Below are 18,014 nucleotides of genomic sequence, written 5' to 3'. Positions count from 1 at the left end.
CTACTCCCCGCCGAGGCCACCGGTCAGCCGGCCGTGGAAGCCCGCCGTCGCGTCGTTCATCCCGGTGAAGGTCACGCGGGCGCCCTGCGCCGCGTACTTCGCCGAGATCGCATCGAGCGCCGCGACGCTCGACGCGTCCCAGACGTGCGAGCGCGACAGGTCGATGACGACATCGGCGGGGTCCTTGCTGTACGAGAATTGCGTCGTCAGGTCGTTACTCGACGCGAAGAACAGCTCGCCGTCCACCGCGTAGTGCACGGTCTCACCCTCGACCCGTCGCGTCACACTCGTGAAGTGCGCCACGCGCCGCGCGAATAGCACCATGGCGGCGACCACGCCGACCCCGACACCCACCGCGAGGTTGTGCGACCACACCGTCGCGACGACGGTCAGCACCATGACGAGGGTCTCGCTGCGCGGCATCCGTCGCAGCGTCGAAAGCCGCACACTGTGCCAGTCGAACGTCGCGATGCACACGACGATCATGACGGCGACGAGCGCCGCCATCGGGATCACTGCGACGACGTCGCCGAGCACGAGCACGAGGACCAGCAGGAAGACGCCCGAGAGGAACGTCGAGATACGGGTCCGTGCGCCCGACGCCTTCACGTTGATCATCGTCTGGCCGATCATCGCGCAGCCACCCATGCCGCCGAAGAAGCCCGACAGCATGTTCGCGGCACCCTGTCCCCACGCCTCGCGTGTCTTGTTCGAGTGCGTGTCGGTGATGTCGTCGACGAGCTTCGCGGTCATCAGCGATTCCAGCAGACCGACCACGGCCATCGCCATCGCGTACGGGAAAATGATCGCGAGCGTCTCGCCGGTCAGCGGCACCTGCGGGATGAACAGCGACGGCAGGCTCTCGGGCAGCGCGCCCTGGTCACCGACGGTCGGCACGTTCACGCCGATCACGAGCGCCGCCGCCGTCACCACGACGATGGTCACGAGCGGCGCCGGCACCGCCTTCGTGACGCGCGGCAGCAGGAAGAGGATGAGCAGCCCCGCCGCGGTCAGCGGGTACACCGCCCATGGCACGCCGATGAGGTGCGGCATCTGCGCCATGAACACGAGGATCGCGAGCGCGTTCACGAAGCCGACCATGACGCTCCGCGGGATGAACCGCATGAGCTTCGCGACCCCGAGCACCGCGAACAGCACCTGCAGGATGCCCGCGAGGATCACCGTCGCGATGAAGTAGTCGATCCCGTACTCGCGGGCGACCGGAGCGATCACGAGCGCGACGGCGCCGGTCGCGGCCGTGATCATCGCGGGCCGGCCACCGAGGAACGCGATCGCGACGGCCATGATGAACGACGCGAACAACCCGAGCCGCGGATCGACGCCCGCGATGATCGAGAACGCGATCGCCTCGGGGATGAGCGCGATCGCGACGACGAGCCCGGCGAGCACCTCGCGCGTCAGCAGCCTGGGACTCCGCAGCGCCTGCAGCACCGTCGGTTCGATGCGGTAGCGCGACGCGTCATCGCGGGCGTGGGTCACAGCGGTCATGCTGCTCCTGTCGGTGGTGCGAGCGGCGGCTCGCGGACGGCGCAGCACTGCGCGGAAAGAACGCTCGATCCTACCGCCGGGCGCTACCGTGAGGCGGTGACGATCCTCCGCCTCGGCCCCGCCGCGCTCGCGTGGTGCGAGGTCGACGGCGACCGCCGGGCAACCTCCCGCGCGCTCCTCAACGAGGTGCTGGAAGCCCTCGGCGCAGCGGATGCCACCGTCGTCACCCGCTGCGATCACTGCGGCTCGTCCGACCACGGCCGCCCCCGCACCGCCGATGGTGCGCACGTCGTCTCGGTCGCCTACGCAGCCGACCTCGCCGTCGTTGCGGCGGCACCCGCATCGACCGTGCGCGCGATCGGCGTAGATGCCGAGGCGGGACCCGACCGCCAGATGCCGGACCTCGCGGGGCTGTTCGCACCGCGGCATCCGCCCACCCTCCGCGAATGGACGCGCATCGAAGCCACGCTGAAGGCCGACGGCCGAGGGCTCCGGGTCGAACCGCGCGAGGTGCGACTGGACGGCATGACCGCGACCGTGCCGGACGGCCCGATCGTCGAACTCTTCGACGTGGAGGCGATCGAGAACGTCGTCGTCAGCCTTGCCATCGATCGCGGCGGCCGATCGACGCCGTGATCGTCGCGGGTTCGCCCGAAAGATCGGATGCCGGCAGGTCGGGCAGTGCCGCCGCGCCGAGCCACGCCGCGAACAGGCCCTGCAACCGCACGTCGGCGTGCTGCTGAGCGAGCGCAGTGAAGTCCTCCGTCGTCGCGGACCGATACGCGAAGGAGCGCACCCAATCGCGGAGCACGGCGAAAAACGTCTCGTCGCCGACCGTCAGCCGCAGGGCGTGAAGCGTGAGAGCGCCGCGCTTGTAGACGCGGTCATCGAACATGAGGTCGGCACCGGGATCACCGACCACGAGGTCCTGCGGTTGCGTGCGCAGGTGCGCGTGGTGTGCGAGCGCCTTCTGGTGCGCAGTCGGACCACCGGATGCCTCGGCCCACAGCCACTCCGCGTAGCAGGCGAATCCCTCGTTGAGCCAGATGTGCTGCCAGCTGGCGACGCCGACGCTGTTGCCGAACCACTGGTGCGCGAGCTCGTGGGCGACGAGCCGTTCGAGCCCGCCGACGCCGTCGATGTGATTGGCGCCGAAGATCGCCATGCCCTGCGCTTCGAGCGGGATCTCGAGTTCATCTGGGGTGACGACGATCGTGTACTCGGGGAACGGGTACGGCCCGAACGCGTTGGTGAAGGTGCGCATCATCTGCTCGAGCCCGGCGAAGTCGGCCCGCACCCGGTCACGGATGGCCGCGGGGAACAGGACACGCGCCGGCACGTCACCGAGGGTCCGCCGCTCCTCGGCGTAGGGACCGATCTGCAGGGTCACGAGGTACGTCGGGGTCGGCGCCTCGATCCGGAATGTCCACGCCGTCTTGCGCCCGGCGCGCCGCTGCTCGCCCGACACGGCGGTCGCGACGGTGTAGCCGGGGTCTGTCGCCACGCGAATGTCGTAGGTCGCCTTGTCGGCAGGCAGGTCGTTGCACGGGAACCAGGTCGGCGCACCGGTGGGCTGCGACGCGACGATCAGCCCGTCCTCGAGCTCCTCCCAGCCGAGGAGCCCCCACCGCGTGCGGCGCGGCTTCGGCGCGCCGGCGTAGACGAACTCGAGACGGACCGCCTCGTCCGCGGCGACCGGCGCCGAGAACGTGACCTTCACCTTGCGATCGGTCTGTCGGAACTTCGCCTGTGCGTCGTGCGCCACCCGCACCTTCGTGACGCGGAGCCCGACGAGGTCGAACGACATCGACGACGTCTCGGTGCTCGCGCGCACGTCGACGATCGCGGTCGCCTCCAAGCGATTCGTCGCAAGCTTGTAGTCGAGGTCGAGGTCGTAGTGGACGGCCCGATACGAGGCGTCGCCGCTCTGCGGGGTGTACGCGTCGACGGTCATCCGTCGACGTCCGCGTACGCCCGCACCTTCACCGCGCGCCACGGGCCGATCGGGTTGCCGCTCCAGCGGCTGCCTGCGGGCACCGTCTCACCGCGCATCACGAGCGACGCGGGCCCCACGGTCGCGTCCCCGGCGATCGTCGCGGCGGGGAGCACGACCGAGTGCGGCCCGAGGGTCGCACCGGATTCGAGGGTCACGGTGTCGGTACTCATCACTCGATCATGGAACAGATGCGTCTGAACCACACATCCGCGGTTGACCGTCGCGCCGTCACCGAGGGTGACGAGGTCGGGTTCGGGGAACCAGTAGCTGTCGGTCCAGACGCCCCGCCCGATCTTCGCGCCGAGGGTGCGGAGCCAGACGGCGAGCGCCGGCGTCCCCGCGGCGTGGTTCGCGAACCAGGGCGCCGCGACCATCTCGGTGAACGTGTCGGCGGTCTCGGTCCGCCAGACGAAACTCGACCACAGCGGGTGCTCTCCCGGCCGGATCGGACCGACGAGCGTCCACTTCGCGACCGTCGTGATGCCCGCGGCGACGGCGCCGGCGACGAGCAGCACGGCGCCCGAGAGCAGCGTCGCCACCCACAGGTTCGCGGCATCCACGAGCCATGCGAGCGTGAACAATACGCCCAGCCCGATCGCGCAGGTGACGATGACGGGCACGATGCGGGTGAGCTCCCACAGGGCGCGGGCGACGCGCAGTCGCGGTGCAGGGCGATACGTGCGTTCGAGGTCGGCGTCGTTGACGACGCGGCGCAACCGCACGGCGGGTGAGCCGAGCCACGACGACCCCGGCTTCGCCTTCTCGGGCGCGACCGACAGCACGGCGATGAGCCCGTCCTTCGGCACACGGTGGCCCGCCGCGGCGAGGCCCGAGTTGCCGAGGAACGCGCGCTTGCCGATGCGGGCGGGGCCGAGGCGCATCCACCCGCCGCTGAGCTCGTAGGTGGCGACCATCGTGTCGTCGGCGAGGAACGCACCGTCGTCGATCGTCGTCATCGAGGGGATGAGGAGGACGGTGGATGCCTCGACCTCGCGGCCCACCTTCGCACCCAGCAGCCGCAGCCAGATGGGCGTGAACAGGCTCGAGTAGATCGGGAAGAGCACCGTCCGTGCCGAGTCGAGCAGGCGCTCGGTCGTCCAGGCCTGCCACGCGACGCGGCCGCGCACCGGATGCACGCCTTCGACGAGCCCGATCGACAGTAGCCGGACGAACACCAGCACCGCCGCCGCGAACACCACGCCTGCCACGAGCACGCCCGGCACGAGCCACGCGACGACGCCCATGAGCGCCTCGCCGAGCGACTCGGCCCCGCGGATGCCGTTCGCGGCCACCGCGGCGCCGGCTGCGAACGCGGCGAACGGGAGGAGGCCGAGCAGCGCCGACGACCCGCCGTAGGCCCACAGCCAGCGTCGACCCGCGGGCGGGCGGTGGGGTGCGAACGGCGACGAGGTGCCGCCGACGCGGACGGCGGGCGAGCCGGCCCACCGTTGTCGGGCGCGCACGCGGCCGAATACGGCCGAGCCGGGCGAGACCTCGGCGCCGCGGCCGATCTTCGTGCCCGGGGCGAGGGTGCTGCGCGCGCCGACCGTCGCGCCGGCGCCGATGCGGATCGGGCCGACGCGGACCGTGTCACCGTCGATCCAGTAGCCGGCGAGGTCGACCTCGGGCTCGATGGCGGCGCCCTCGCCGATGTGCAGCATCCCAGTCACCGGCGGGAGCGAGTGCAGGTCGACGCCGCGCCCGATCCGAGCCCCGAGCGCGCGGGCGTAGAGCACGACCCACGGCGCCCCGGAGAGGCCGATCGGGTCGATCTGCTGCGACAGCTGCTCAGCCAGCCACAGCCGCAGGTGGACGCCCCCGCCGCGACTGTAGTCGCCCGGCCGGACGCCGGCGAGCAGCATCCGCGCGGCAATCGCGGCGATCGCCATACGACCGAACGGCGTCGCGAACAGGAGGAGCGCGGCGACCACCAGCGCGACCGGCGGATCGGGCAGGAAGTCGAACCCGTCGCCGAGCTGCAACAGCAGGCTCGCAGTGAGCAGCCACGTGATCCAGCGCGCGCCGCTCACGATGAACAGCGGGATGCCAAGCAGCGTCTGCAGCCACTGCATCCGCCGCGGCGTCGGCGTGGCCGAGGAGTAGTCGCGCTCGGCCGCATCGTCGACGGCCTCGTCGACCGCACCCGCCATGCGACCGAGGCGCGGCAGGTCGTAGACGTCGGCCATCGTGAACTCGGGCGCCTTCGCGCGGATGCGCGAGACGAGCTGCGCCGCAGCGAGCGACCCCCCACCCAGCTGGAAGAAGTCGGCGTCCTCGTCGTCGGGTCGGGAGCCCAGTACCGCGAACCACTGCTCCGCGAGCCACGCGGCCGTGCCCGAGAGCGTCGAATCGGCCGCGCCGGTGTCTTCGAGCGGCCACGGGAGCGCGGCCTTGTCGACCTTGCCCGACGTCCGCACGGGGAGGTCGTCGACCTCGGCGAGCATCGGGATGAGCGGCGCCGGCAGCGCCTCGGCGAGCTGCGCGCGAGCGGCGGCACGATCGAAGCCCTCGCGCGGCACGAGGTATCCCACGAGCACCGATACGCCGGACTCGGTCTTCTGGACGACGACGGTCGCACCCGCGATGTCGTCGAGATCCTGGAGCGCCGCCTCGACCTCGCCGAGTTCGATCCGTCGCCCGCCGATCTTCACCTGGTCGTCCACGCGTCCCTGGAAGACGAGGCCCTCGGCGTCGGCGCGCACCATGTCGCCGGAACGGTACGCACGCTCCCACCCGAGCGTCGACATGGGTGCGTACTTCTCGGCATCCTTCGCCGGATCCAGGTACCGGGCGAGTCCGACGCCGCCGATGATCAGCTCGCCGATCTCGCCCTCACCGACGGGCTGCCCTTCGCCGTCCACGACGGCGAGCGCCCAGCCGTCGAGCGGCAGGCCGATACGCACCGGCCCCTCGCCGCCCATGAGCGCGGCGCACGCGACGACCGTCGCCTCGGTCGGACCGTACGTGTTCCACACCTCACGTCCCTCGCCGACGAGGCGGGCCACGAGCTCGGGCGGGCACGCCTCGCCGCCGAAGATCAGCAGCCGGACGTTCTCGACGGTGTCCTGCGGCCACAGCGCCGCGAGCGTCGGCACCGTCGAGACGACGGTGATGCCGTGCCCGACGAGCCAGGGGCCCAGGTCCTCCCCCGAGCGCACGAGCGATCGCGGCGCCGGCACCAGACACGCGCCGTGACGCCACGCGAGCCACATCTCCTCGCACGAGGCGTCGAACGCGACCGAGAGCCCCGCGAGCACGCGGTCGCCCGGCCCGAGCGGCGCATCCTGCAGGAACAGCCGCGCCTCGGCATCGACGAACGCCGCGGCGGATCGGTGCGAGACGGCAACGCCCTTCGGCACACCCGTCGACCCGGAGGTGAAGATGATCCACGCGTCGTCGTCGACCGTCGGCTCACCGGGCAGTGCGATCGGCGCCGTCGCCGGGTGCGGATCGTCGCCGAGCAACGGCGCACCGGTTCCCGACTCGGATGCCGCGAACACGCCACCCGCACCGATCACTCCGCGCACGCCCGCCTCACCGAACACCAGGTCGGCGCGCTCCTGCGGATCGTCGGCGTCTACCGGGACGTAGGCGGCGCCGGCGGCGAGCACGGAGAGGATCGCGACGTACAGCTCACGCCTGCCCGACGGCATCCGGATGCCGACACGGTCACCGCGGACCACGCCCTGCTCGGCGAGACGCGCGGCGCCGCGTCCGACGCGGGCGAGGAGCTCCGCATAGCTCAGCGCGCCGTCGGGGTCCTCGATGGCCGACGCCTCGGGATGCCGCCGGGCGGTCTCCCGGAGCACATCGATGAGGGTGCGGGGAGGCGTGACCTCGCCCGTACGGTCGTAGCCGGAGTGCGCAGCGGACAGGGTGTTCTCGTTTCGTTCGCGCCGTCCGCGATGCACGCGGACGGCCGGTCGGGCGCTCGCGTCGCGCGGGCGCCCCGGTGGTTCGGGCGCTTAGGGTATCGGGTCGACGGAAACGCTCGGCGAACGCGGCGTCAGGCGGCGACCTCGGCGACGCCGGCGAGACCCTCGATCGCGAACCGGTACGCATGCAGCATGCGCTCGTCGCTCAACCGGGGGCGGGCGGCGAGCGCCGCGGCGCGGTGCACGTCGCGGCGCGAGATCACCTTCGCCCACGCGGCCGCGATGGCCGCCGGATCGCGCGGCGTCACGACGCCGAAGCCGCGGATGTTCCGCGCCGCATCGCCGACCGGGGTCGTCACCGGGATCGCGCCGCTCGCCGCGCCTTCGATGAGGCAGAGCGGCGACGCCTCGCCGAACGCGCTGGTGAGCGCCACCACGTCGGCCGTGCGATAGACCGACGGCATGTCGTCGCGGATGCCGAGCAGTCGCATCCGCTCGGCCGGCACGCCGGCCCGCGCCATCGCCTCGACGAGGGCGGGATTCTCGGGCGTCATCCCGGCACCGCACAGCAGGTACTGCGCGTTCCCATCCCGTGCCGCATGCGCCGCGACCGAGCCGAGGAACAGTTCGGGGTCCTTCATGGCGTCGAACCGCGCCGCGAACAAGACCACCGGCGTCCCCGGGCCGAGGCCCAGCTCCTCACGCATGCGCGCCCGGTCGATGCCGTCCGGGCGGAACCGACGCGTATCGACGCCGTTCGGGATCACGATGCGGCTCGTGGCGGGTCCGGTGAAGCGAGCGTACGCATCGCTCGTGGAGTGGGCGCACGAGATGGTCGAGGTCAGTCGACCGGATGCCGCGAGCTCCGAGATCCACCGCATCGCGGGGCCCGAGTGGGTCGGGTCGGACCGGTGCAGGCACGCCGCGATCGCGGCATCCGACAGCCACCCCCGGCGTTCGAGGGCGAGCAGGAGTCCGAGCGGTTGCTCCTTGAGCGTGAGGATCACGTCCGCATCGGCGACCAGCTCCGCCGCACGCTCGAGCTCGGCGTCGCTGAAGTCCTCGGGCGCGGGCGGCACGCTCCCGGCGGTCCGACCGAGCGTCCAGACCGCGACGCCGGCGTCGGTGAGCCAGCGATGGCGGAGGTCGTCCTCCATCCGCTGCACGGTCCCCTCGCGCGCCGCCTGCGACGCGATCGAGAGCACGCGGTGCTCCTGCGTCCCGCCGCGGTGCAGCGCGGTCACGACGTTCGTGTGGAGCACACGGGCGCCCCCGGCGAAGAGGCCTTCGTAGAGCGAGAGCACGCGGACGGGTCGGGTCATCGGACACCTCTCGAGCGGTTCGGGATCGTCGCAAGACGCGATTCGTCCCATGCTCAGGGTGCGGCGGCTCGCCCGGATGAACCCGAGATGACCATCGTGTGAAGGATCGCCGGCTGCCCGAAACATGCGCCGGCGGCGGCTCAGGCGGTGGTCGCCACCAGCGCCCAGAGGGTGTCGACGAACGACGCCAGCCACAGCGTGAAGGCGGTGAGCCCGACGACCATCGCGCACAGCCACACCCAGAACGGCGCCGCGCCGCGGCCCGTCCGCCGTCGCACGACGACCGTCCGCCCGGTGACGTAGACCGCCAGCGTCGCGACGAACACGAGCACGGCCCAGCCCCACCCGAACGGACGCTCCACGCCGCGCCGCTGGAGTGCCCGTGCGTCGAGCCAGGCGAAGAGGACGGATGCCGCGAGCGCAAGGCCGTTCACGAAGCTCAGCAACACGAGCCCGGCGAGCACCCAGCCGGTCGCACCGGGGTCGTAGCCGGGCGGCAGCACGAAGTAGCCGATGAGACGTGCGCCGGTCACGGTGTCGACGACGAAGGGCGAGACGAACGGGAAGACCGATGCCGCGATGGCGAGCCACACCCAGACGGTGCCCGGTCGCGGGGCGCGCGCCGGCGTTTCCGTGGCCGGCGCGGGCGGGTCGTCGACGGCGGGCTGGGCCGGCGCCGGCCGGTGCACGGGACGCCGCCCGTGCGCGGCGTGGTGTCCGCGCTGCGCACGGACGCCGGCGGCAGGAGGTGCGACGGTCCGGCTCTCGAAGACGGCCGGACCACCGGCGGGCGTCGCGACGACGGGCTCGGGCATGGGCGCGGGCTGCGCCACAGCGGTCGGCGCAGGCTGCGCCGCAGCGGTCGGCGCGGGCTCCGCGGCAGCGGCAGGCTGCGGTCGGACGGCAGCCGGGGTCGCCGGCGCTCGTTCGGGCGCGACCGGCTCGGCTTCGGCTGGGGGCAGCGGTGCGGCATCCGTTTCAGCCTCGTCCGCCGGCACCTCGGGGATCGTCTCGAACGGCGCGACGACCTCGTCCGACCACCCGGAGCCGTCCCACCAGCGCTTCTGCCCGGGCTCGCCCGGATCGGGGTACCAGCCCGCCGGCGCGCCGCGGCTCACCGGGAGGTCCCCTCGCGGCTCACCGGGAGGTCCCCGACGACGCGAGCTCCGCGCCGGCGTGGGCGAGCTCGGCCAGCGCCGCCTCGCTCGAGTCGGGTGCCACCCCGGCGATCAGGTCGGTGAACACGCGCACCCGACGACCGTGGGCGATCGCGTCGAGCGCGGATGCGCGAACGCAGTGGTCGGTCGCGATGCCGGTGACGTCGACCTCGACCACGCCGTGCTCGGTGAGCAGGTCCGAGACCGTGCCACCGGCATCCGTCACCCCCTCGAACAGCGAGTAGGCGGGAATCCCCTGCCCCTTCTTCACATGGTGGGTCACCGCCGACGTGTCGAGGCCGTCGTCGTAGTCGGCACCCGGGGTGCCGGCGACGCAGTGCACGGGCCACGTGTCGACGAAATCGGGCGCCGCCGCGAAGTGCCCGCCGTTGTCACCGTCCGCGTCGTGCCAGTCGCGCGAGGCGATCACGAGGGCGTAGTCGCCCGCCCGAGCGGCCAGGAACGCGCTCACGGCGCGTGCGACGGCATCGCCTCCGGCGACCCCCAGGGCCCCGCCTTCGGTGAAATCATTCTGCACATCGACGATGAACAGCGCTCGGCTCATGTGTTGAGCGTACGACGGTATTCCGCTCGGCTCATAGTCGCAGGATCACGCGGGTTCTCCGGGGCCGACGCGAGCTTCGACGGCCACCAGATCGCGGGCCCGATGTCGTACGCGAGCGCCGGAACGAGCAGCGACCGCACGACGAATGTGTCGAGCAGCACACCGAACGCCACGATGAACGCGATCTGCACGAGGAAGAGGATCTGGATCACCCCGAGCGCCGCGAACGTCGCCGCCAGCACGAGTCCCGCAGAGGTGATCACCCCGCCCGTCGTCACGAGTCCGCGGAGGATGCCACGGCGCGTCCCGTGCGCGATCGACTCCTCGCGCACACGCGACATGAGAAAGATGTTGTAGTCGATCCCGAGCGCGACGAGGAACACGAATCCGTACAGCGGGACGGACGGATCGGCGCCCGGGAACCCGAAGACCCCGTCGAACACGAGTGCGCTGACGCCGAGCGCCGCCGCGAACGAGACCACGACGCTGAGGATCAGCAGCACCGGCGCGAGCACCGAGCGCAGCAGCAGCATGAGGATCAGCAGCACGACGACGAGGATCACCGGGATGATGACGGTCCGGTCGCGGATCGAGGTGTCATTGGTGTCGAGGTCGGTCGCGGTCGTGCCGCCGACGAGGGCCGCGATGTCGGCCGAGGCGAACGCGGCACGAAGGTCGCGCACGGTCTCCTCTGCGGCGAGAGAATCGGCCGCATCCACGAGGGTGGCGACCAGCAGCACGTCGCCGGCGTCGACCGTCGGTGCGGGAGCCTCGCCCGGCGGGCCCTGCACCGTGTACACGACGTCGCCGCCGTCGAGCTCGACGCCGATCTGGCCGGTCGCCGAGTCCGCCGAGACCGCGCCGACCGCATCGACGCCGTCCTCGTCCGAGAGCACGCCGACGACGTCTGCGACTGCCTCCTCGGATGCCAGCACGTACAGCGGGCTGCCCGATCCGGCCGCGAAGTGCTCGCCGAGCACCGCTTGCCCGTCCCGTGCCTCCGACTGCCCGAGCACGAGCTCGCTCGCGGGCACGCCATCGGCCTTGAGCTGGGTCAGCCCCACCGCCGCGACGAGGAGCACGACGGTCGAAACGATCCACACCACACGTGCGCGGCGCGCCACGAACCGCGCCAGCCGCGCCCATCCGCCGCGCGCGGGCGCGCTGAGGTCGTCGGGCAACGAGACGGCGCCGTGCGTCGGGATGAAGGGCCAGAACGCGGCCTTCCCGACGAGCGCGAGCAGCGCGGGCAGGAACGTGAGCGCGGCGAGGATCGAGAACACGATGCCGATCGAGGCGATCGGGCCCAGCGCGCGGTTGCTCGCGAGGTCGCTGAGCAACAAACACAGCAGCCCCGCGATGACCGTCGCACCCGACGCGAGGATCGGCTCGACCGATCCCTTCCACGCCGTCGCCGCGGCATCCCACCGCGATCTCCCTTCACCGATCGCTTCGCGATGGCGGGCGACGTACAGCAGCGCATAGTCGGTCGCGGCGCCGATCACGAGGATGAACAGGATGCCCTGCACTTGGCCGTTCAGGACGAAGACCTCGGCCTTGGCCAGCCACCACACCGTCAGCAGCGCCACGCACAGCGCGAACACCGAGGTGAGCAGCACGAGGATCGGCAGCAGCGGCGACCGGTAGACGACGATGAGGATCACGAACACGGCGCCGAGCGCGACCAGCAGCAACAGTCCGTCGATCCCGGTGAAGCCGGATGCCAGGTCGGCGGTGAATCCGGCCGGGCCGGTTACCCACCCCTCGACCCCGGAGGGTGCGTCGGCTGTGACCGCTTCGCGCAGCGCGGTCACGATCTCGGTGATCTCGCCGGACGAATCGATCGACACGACGATCTGCGCCGCCTCGCCGTCGTCGGACGGGATCGCAGGCGACACCTCGTCGACGCCCTCGACGCCCCCGAGCGTCTCGGCCATGGACTGCAGCTGCTCGAGGTCGGCGGCATCCAGCGCGCTCGATCCCTCGAAGACGACGAGCGCCGGGATGGTGTCACCGCCGGTGAAATCGTCGAGGCGCTGCTGCACCTGCGTCGACTCGGCGCTCTGCGGGAGAAAGCTCGACTGATCGTTCGTCGCGACCTCGTCGACCTTGCCGAAGTACGGGCCGCCGATCGAGCCGCCCGCGAGCCAGATGACGACGAGGACGATCGGAAGGGCGATCCGCAGCCAGGGGGACGGGGTTCGGGAAGCGCTCATATTGCTAGACTATCTAGCAATACGCTTTTTCAGCAATCAGCCTCGGACGAAGATCGCGATGATCGACCCGACCGTCGACACGGCCCCGACAGCAAGCCCTCCGATGGCCAGCCCCCACAGGAGCTTCAGCACCGGCGGACGCGGGGCGAGCCGCATCCGATCGTGCCACCCGTGCCGGTACCAGATCTGCGCGCGATCTCCCTGCCACTCGGCGCGATCGTCCGGCGACAGCGGTGCCGCGTTGACCTCGCCGTCGCCATCGATCCACCGCACGGTGCGGTCGTCGTCGTCGAGGTACGCCTCGACGGGCAGCCAGCTGCCGTCGGCGGCCCAGACGACCACTGCCGCTACACCGAAGGCGACGGCAGCACCGAACCCCACCCACGTGAGGATCTCGAGTATCGCGTCCAGGGCGTTCGCCACCCGTGTGTCCTCTGTTCGGTGCCGACCAGTCAGCACGATCCGTATCCGGTTCGGCGCGACCCCGCCAGAGGGTGCCCGAATTCCTCACCCAACTGTAATAGTGAGGAGGTGAGCTTCTTCTTGCGAGAGCACGAAGGACGCGCGATCTCGGGCAGAGCGCGCCGCATCGTCGCGGGTGGATCGTTGCTTCTGATCGTGCTCCTTGGCGCACTGTCACTCGCGACCACCCCGGCATCCCTCGCCTCTTCCGCCTGGTGGCCGGCAGCCGGCATCGCCCTGGGACTCGGCGTGCAGTTCCGCGCCGCACGCCTCTGGCTTCTCGCACCGCTGGTGGGCGCGACCACACTGCCGCTGGCGCTGATCGCCGGTCGACCGATCGCCGTCGCCCTCGCGCTCGCGGTCGTCGTCGCGGTCGAGATGGCGGTCGGCGTCCTCATCCTCCGCGGCCGGTCATCGCGCGTCCCGCGCCTCGAGCGCAAGGCCGACGTCGGTCGCCTCCTCGTGGCGGCCGTCGCGTCGGCGCTGACGTTCGCGATCCTCGCGGCGCTCGTCGATCTCGTCTCTGCGGGACCGGCGGCCGCGCTCGACCGACTCATCACGGCACCGTCGAAGCACGCCGCGGGCGTCCTGCTCATCACGCCGCTGTACCTCGTCATCCGGCGTACGCGTGGACGACGCTCGTGGTGGGAGACGGCACTGCAGTTCGCCGCCTGCGCCGCGGTCACGTTCGCCGTCTTCCTCACCGATACGACCCTGCCGATCACCTTCCTCGCGCTCACACCGCTCGCGTGGGCCGCGATCCGGCTGTCGACCAAGACGGTCATCGCGCAGATGCTCGCGATCGCGGCGATCGCCTCGTACGGCAGTGCGAGCGGGCACGGCCCGTTCTCGTTCGAACGGCTCGGCGCGATGACCGGCAGCGTCATGCTCCAGGTCTTCGAATTGTCGATGGTCTGCGTCTTCCTCGTCCTCTCGCTGACCATCAGCCACGAGCGCAGCATGACGTGGATGCTGCACGAGAGCGAGGAGATCTTCCGCCGCAACTTCGACACGTCGGTCGCGGGGATGCTCATCCTCCGCCGGCTCGACGGTGACGCGTGGCGGATCCTCCGCAGCAACGACGCGGCGCGCGCGATCCTCGGCGACACCGAGCACCGCCGCGCGCTCTCCGATCATCTCGACGAGGCATCCATCCAGGCACTCGCCACCGCGGTCGACGCCGGCGACGGGAGCGGTACCCGACTCCGCGCCGAGACGAGCAGCGGGCGCAATCTGGACGTCAGCTTCTCGCACATCGACAACGACGCCTCCGACCGCCTCTACGCGCTGCAGTTCCTCGACATCACCCAGATCCTCCAGGCGCGCCGACTCGAGCACGAAGAGCTCGAGCGTGCCGCCGAGGTGCAGCGCGCGCTCGCGCCGCTGTCGCTGCCCTCCGTCCCCGACTGGCGGTTCGCCGCACGCTCGATCCCCGCCCGTCAGGTGGGCGGCGACTTCTACGACATCCGCGTCTTCGCCGGTCGCGCCGTCGTCACAGTCGGCGATGTCATGGGCAAGGGGATCGGATCGGGCATGCTCGCCGCGTCGACGCGCACGGCGCTGCGGCTGCAGGTCGGTGACGAGGACCCGGTCGACGCGGTGTCGCGCACGGCGCAGCTCGTCGACGAGGACCTCGGCCGCGTCGGCGCCTTCGTGACCCTCGCCCACTGCACGGTCGAGTTCACCTCCGGTGAGGTCGAGCTCGTCGACGCCGGGCACGGGCTCATCTTCATCGTCCGCGACCACGGCCGCAGTGTGGAGCGCATCGCGTCGACCGACCTACCGCTCGGGCTCTCCGAAGACTGGCATCCGATCGCCGCGCGACTCGAGCCCGGCGACTCGCTCGTGCTGCTCAGCGACGGGATCCTCGACCTCTGGGACGACGCCGTCGAGAACATCGAGCGCGAGCTCGGCGCCCTCGCGCAGCAGGGCGGCACGACGCAGGACATCATCGACGCCCTCTGCGCAGATGCGGATGCCGCCGCAGAGCGGGACGACATCACCGCGGTGCTCGTCGCGCGGACCTGACCCGCGCGGCATCCGATGCGAAAAGCCCCGCCAGAAGACGGGGCTTTCGCTGCGGAGCCACCTAAGGGAATCGAACCCTTGACCTATTCATTACGAGTGAATCGCTCTGCCGTCTGAGCTAAGGTGGCGTGCGCTCCGCTCGCGCGTTGCACGATCAACGATCCTACAGGAGCCGAACGGATGCCGCGAACCGCGGGATCACTCGCACGTGACATCCGACGGCGGGACGGTCCCGTCGAGGAAGTACGCCTCTACCGCCTCGTCGATGCACAGGTTGCCCTTGTTGAACCCGAGGTGCCCCTCCCCCACACGGGTGAGCAGGACGCCGGAGGACAGCTGGTCGGCGAGCGCCACGGACCACTCGTACGGCGTGGCGGGATCGTTCGTCGTGCCGACCAGGAGGATCGGGTCGGCACCCTCGGCCGTGATGCGGTCGCGTGTCCCGCTCGGCGGGTACGGCCACGACTCGCAGAGGTCGACGCCCGACCAGTACGGGGCGAACGTCGGCGCCTGCTCGGCGACCAGCGCCTCCGAGTCGGCCACGGCCTCCGGCGAATCGACCGGGTAGTCCATGCAGTTGTAGGCCGAGAACGCCTCAGTCGAGTTGTCGAGGTACGTGTCGCCGGCGCGGTTGTAATACGAGTCGACGAGCGTGAAGATCGGGTCCGCATCCCCCTGGAGCGCTGACGCGATCGCCGTCGTGAGATACGGCCAGTTCCCCTCGGCGTAGAGCGCCGTGATGATGCCCATCACCATCGCGTCGGCGTTCATCACCCGGCCGTCCGTCGCCTCGATCGGCGCGGCGTCCACAGCGGCGAGGCCATCGGCGAGCGCGGTCGCGGCGTCGTCGACCGTGCCCGAGAACGGGCAGTCGTCGTGGGACTCGAGGCACGCGGCGAGGTAGGCCCGCAGTGCGGACTCGAAGCCGACCGCCTGCCGGGCGCCGACGAGCGCCCCGGGGATCGAGGGATCGATGCCGCCGTCGAGGACGACGCGGCCGACCCGCTCCGGGAAGAGCTCGGCGTACATCGCGCCCAGGTACGCCCCGTAGGAGTACCCGAGATAGTGCAGTTGCTCGTCACCGAGCACGCCGCGCAGCAGATCCATGTCGCGGGCGGCGTTCGCCGTCGTGACCTGCGACAGGATGCCACCGCTGTTCGCCTCGCACGCGGCGGCGAAGTCCTCGTTGCGGGCGGTGAGCTCGGCCTCCCACTCGGCGCTCCCGCGCTCGGCCGCGGGGACGTCGAACAGGTAGGCGTCCATGTCCGCGGCATCCAGGCAGCGAACCGCAGTCGAGTCGCCCACGCCGCGCGGATCGAACCCGACGACGTCGTACTCGTCGAGGAGGGTGTTCCCCACCGCGTACGCCGCCGAGGTCCGCACCAGGTCGACGCCGCTGGCGCCCGGACCGCCCGGGTTCACCAGCAGCGAGCCCCGCGACTCCCCCGCCGCGACCCGGACGATCACGGCGAGCTCGAGATCACCGGCATCCGGATCGGACCAGTCGATGGGCGCGGTGATGTCGCCGCAGTAGAAGGTGCCCTCGCCGCCGCCGGCACACCGCTCCCAGTCGACGTCCTGCCCGTAGTAGTCGGCCACCTCGGCTGGCACGCCGTCGGTGACCGGGTCGCGGTCGGGTGCCGGCTGCGACTTCGGCGTGCAACCGAGGAGCGCGGCGGCCAGCGCCGCCACAGCAGCGACCGAGCCGAGCAGGCGGAGCGGCTTCACATCGCCCTCCCGGTCGCGACCGTGATGAGCATGGACTCGAGCGCGAGCGCCGGTGCGGCGTTCTGCTGCAGGTTCTCGCGGGTCACCGCGATCGCGTCGATCACCGTGAGCGTGCGCTGCGGGGTCCATGCCGTGGCGAGCGCCTCGACATCGGATGCCAGTTCGACGTTGATGAGGTCGGTCTCCTGCCCGAACTGCCGCATGAGCGTGTCGCGGTAGAGCGACTCGACGTCGGTGAGCACGCGATCGATGCCGTCGCGCAGGCTCCGCGTGGCCCGACGCTTCTGGTCGTCTTCGAGTGCGCTCAACTGGCCGCGGACCGCGGGCGGCACGGCGCCGCCCGGCGTCACGCCGAGCGTCCGCAGCAGTGCCTCTCGCTCGCTCTCGTCGCGGCTCGCGGTGAGCGCCTTGGCATCCTCGGTCGCGAGCTGCACGATGCGGGCCGCCACCTCGACGGCGTCCCCCACCCCGCGGACGCCGAGCACCCCGCGCAAGGTCTGTTCACGGCGCTCGCGCGACGCGGCATCCGTCGCCAGGCGCTGCGCCATACCGATGTGGCGCTGCGCGAGGCGCGCGGACTGCTCGGCCACGGCCTCGCTCACACCGGTGCGCTGCACGATGAGGCGCGCGACGTCGGCCACCTCGGGTTCACGCAGACGCAGGATCCGCACCCGCGATCGGATGGTGGGCAGCAGGTCGGCGTCACTCGGGGCGCAGAGGATCCAGACGGTCTGCTCAGGCGGCTCTTCGAGGGCTTTCAGCAACACGTTGCTGGTGCGCTCGACCATGCGGTCGGCGTCCTCCATCACCATGACGCGGTAGCGCCCCAGCGACGGCGAGAAGTACGACCGCTCGACGAGGGCGCGGGCGTCTTTGATCGAGATGATGACGCCCTCGGTGCGCAGTGCGGTCAGGTCGGGGTGGGTGCCGGCGAGCACCTGGCGCATCGCCGCCTCGTCGCCGGGCTCGGCGATCAGCGCCGCCGCGAACGCGTACGCGAGCGTCGAGCGACCAGACCCCGGCGGGCCGGTGATGAGCCACGCGTGCGCGAGCTGTCCCGGATCGGATGCCGCGCCCCGCAGCTGTGCGACCGCCTCGTCCTGCCCCCACACGTCGCCCCACGGCAGGACCTGGGGCGCGGCGATCGTCATGCCGA

The 18,014-nt window shown here is 71.4% G+C and carries 12 protein-coding genes and 1 tRNA gene; 2 read left to right on the top strand and 11 right to left on the bottom strand.

What is annotated here, in order from left to right:
• Positions 1 to 1,509: a SulP family inorganic anion transporter gene (locus tag QNI14_RS10565; protein WP_283716551.1), complete on the bottom strand. Its 1,509-nt coding sequence runs from the start codon at positions 1,507 to 1,509 to the stop codon at positions 1 to 3.
• Positions 1,510 to 1,605: 96 nt separating this feature from the next.
• On the opposite strand from QNI14_RS10565, the gene QNI14_RS10560 reads away from it, so the two are divergent.
• On the top strand, positions 1,606 to 2,145 hold the full coding sequence (locus tag QNI14_RS10560; RefSeq protein WP_283716550.1) for a 4'-phosphopantetheinyl transferase family protein: 540 nt from the start codon (positions 1,606 to 1,608) through the stop codon (positions 2,143 to 2,145).
• On the opposite strand, the gene QNI14_RS10555 is transcribed toward QNI14_RS10560, so the two are convergent.
• From QNI14_RS10555 to QNI14_RS10525, 7 genes are all read right to left on the bottom strand, one after another.
• A complete protein-coding gene (locus QNI14_RS10555; protein ID WP_283716549.1) occupies positions 2,105 to 3,463 on the bottom strand; it encodes a M1 family metallopeptidase in 1,359 nt (452 codons plus the stop codon). The genes QNI14_RS10560 and QNI14_RS10555 overlap by 41 nt on opposite strands.
• Positions 3,460 to 7,380 carry a Pls/PosA family non-ribosomal peptide synthetase gene (locus QNI14_RS10550; RefSeq protein WP_430539276.1) on the bottom strand — a complete coding sequence of 1,307 codons (3,921 nt, stop codon included), beginning with the start codon at positions 7,378 to 7,380 and terminating at the stop codon, positions 3,460 to 3,462. Before QNI14_RS10550 ends, QNI14_RS10555 begins: the two co-directional genes overlap by 4 nt.
• Positions 7,381 to 7,511: 131 nt before the next feature.
• Positions 7,512 to 8,702, bottom strand: a complete 1,191-nt coding sequence (locus QNI14_RS10545; RefSeq protein ID WP_283716547.1) for a glycosyltransferase — start codon at positions 8,700 to 8,702, stop codon at positions 7,512 to 7,514.
• 140 nt (positions 8,703 to 8,842) lie between these two features.
• The gene (locus tag QNI14_RS10540; protein ID WP_283716546.1) at positions 8,843 to 9,820 is read right to left on the bottom strand and encodes a DUF2510 domain-containing protein; all 978 of its coding nucleotides are present in this window, start codon (positions 9,818 to 9,820) and stop codon (positions 8,843 to 8,845) included.
• Between the two features lie 19 nt (positions 9,821 to 9,839).
• Positions 9,840 to 10,424, bottom strand: a complete 585-nt coding sequence (locus QNI14_RS10535; protein WP_283716545.1) for an isochorismatase family protein — start codon at positions 10,422 to 10,424, stop codon at positions 9,840 to 9,842.
• Complete coding sequence (locus QNI14_RS10530) at positions 10,421 to 12,640, bottom strand: MMPL family transporter (RefSeq protein ID WP_283716544.1); 2,220 nt, start codon at positions 12,638 to 12,640, stop codon at positions 10,421 to 10,423. The genes QNI14_RS10535 and QNI14_RS10530 overlap by 4 nt, the downstream gene beginning before the upstream one ends.
• A 36-nt stretch (positions 12,641 to 12,676) precedes the next feature.
• On the bottom strand, positions 12,677 to 13,063 hold the full coding sequence (locus QNI14_RS10525) for a hypothetical protein (RefSeq protein WP_283716543.1): 387 nt from the start codon (positions 13,061 to 13,063) through the stop codon (positions 12,677 to 12,679).
• A gap of 108 nt (positions 13,064 to 13,171) precedes the next feature.
• Between QNI14_RS10525 and QNI14_RS10520 the strand changes: the two genes are divergently transcribed.
• Complete coding sequence (locus QNI14_RS10520) at positions 13,172 to 15,130, top strand: SpoIIE family protein phosphatase (protein WP_283716542.1); 1,959 nt, start codon at positions 13,172 to 13,174, stop codon at positions 15,128 to 15,130.
• Between the two features lie 55 nt (positions 15,131 to 15,185).
• Here QNI14_RS10520 and QNI14_RS10515 read toward each other — a convergent pair.
• The 3 genes from QNI14_RS10515 to QNI14_RS10505 all read right to left on the bottom strand — a co-directional run bounded on the left by QNI14_RS10515 (position 15,186) and on the right by QNI14_RS10505 (position 18,009).
• A tRNA-Thr gene (locus QNI14_RS10515) sits at positions 15,186 to 15,258 on the bottom strand.
• A 70-nt stretch (positions 15,259 to 15,328) separates the two neighbouring features.
• On the bottom strand, positions 15,329 to 16,858 hold the full coding sequence (locus QNI14_RS10510; protein WP_283716541.1) for an alpha/beta hydrolase: 1,530 nt from the start codon (positions 16,856 to 16,858) through the stop codon (positions 15,329 to 15,331).
• A complete protein-coding gene (locus QNI14_RS10505) occupies positions 16,855 to 18,009 on the bottom strand; it encodes a DNA polymerase III subunit delta' (protein WP_283716540.1) in 1,155 nt (384 codons plus the stop codon). The genes QNI14_RS10510 and QNI14_RS10505 overlap by 4 nt, the downstream gene beginning before the upstream one ends.
• Positions 18,010 to 18,014 lie beyond the last annotated feature (5 nt).

Source organism: Microbacterium dauci (assembly GCF_030065535.1).
Classification (GTDB): domain Bacteria; phylum Actinomycetota; class Actinomycetes; order Actinomycetales; family Microbacteriaceae; genus Microbacterium; species Microbacterium dauci.
The sequence above is the reverse complement of the archived record's forward strand: the minus strand, read 5'-3'. Positions and strand labels throughout refer to the sequence as shown.

What these genes read in the sequence shown, in the direction of transcription:
- QNI14_RS10565 (WP_283716551.1), bottom strand. Translation starts at nt 1,509, where the DNA reads ATGACCGCTGTGACCCACGCCCGCGATGACGCGTCGCGCTACCGCATC.
- QNI14_RS10555 (WP_283716549.1), bottom strand. Translation starts at nt 3,463, where the DNA reads ATGACCGTCGACGCGTACACCCCGCAGAGCGGCGACGCCTCGTATCGG.
- QNI14_RS10545 (WP_283716547.1), bottom strand. Translation starts at nt 8,702, where the DNA reads ATGACCCGACCCGTCCGCGTGCTCTCGCTCTACGAAGGCCTCTTCGCC.
- QNI14_RS10535 (WP_283716545.1), bottom strand. Translation starts at nt 10,424, where the DNA reads ATGAGCCGAGCGCTGTTCATCGTCGATGTGCAGAATGATTTCACCGAA.
- QNI14_RS10530 (WP_283716544.1), bottom strand. Translation starts at nt 12,640, where the DNA reads ATGAGCGCTTCCCGAACCCCGTCCCCCTGGCTGCGGATCGCCCTTCCG.
- QNI14_RS10505 (WP_283716540.1), bottom strand. Translation starts at nt 18,009, where the DNA reads ATGACGATCGCCGCGCCCCAGGTCCTGCCGTGGGGCGACGTGTGGGGG.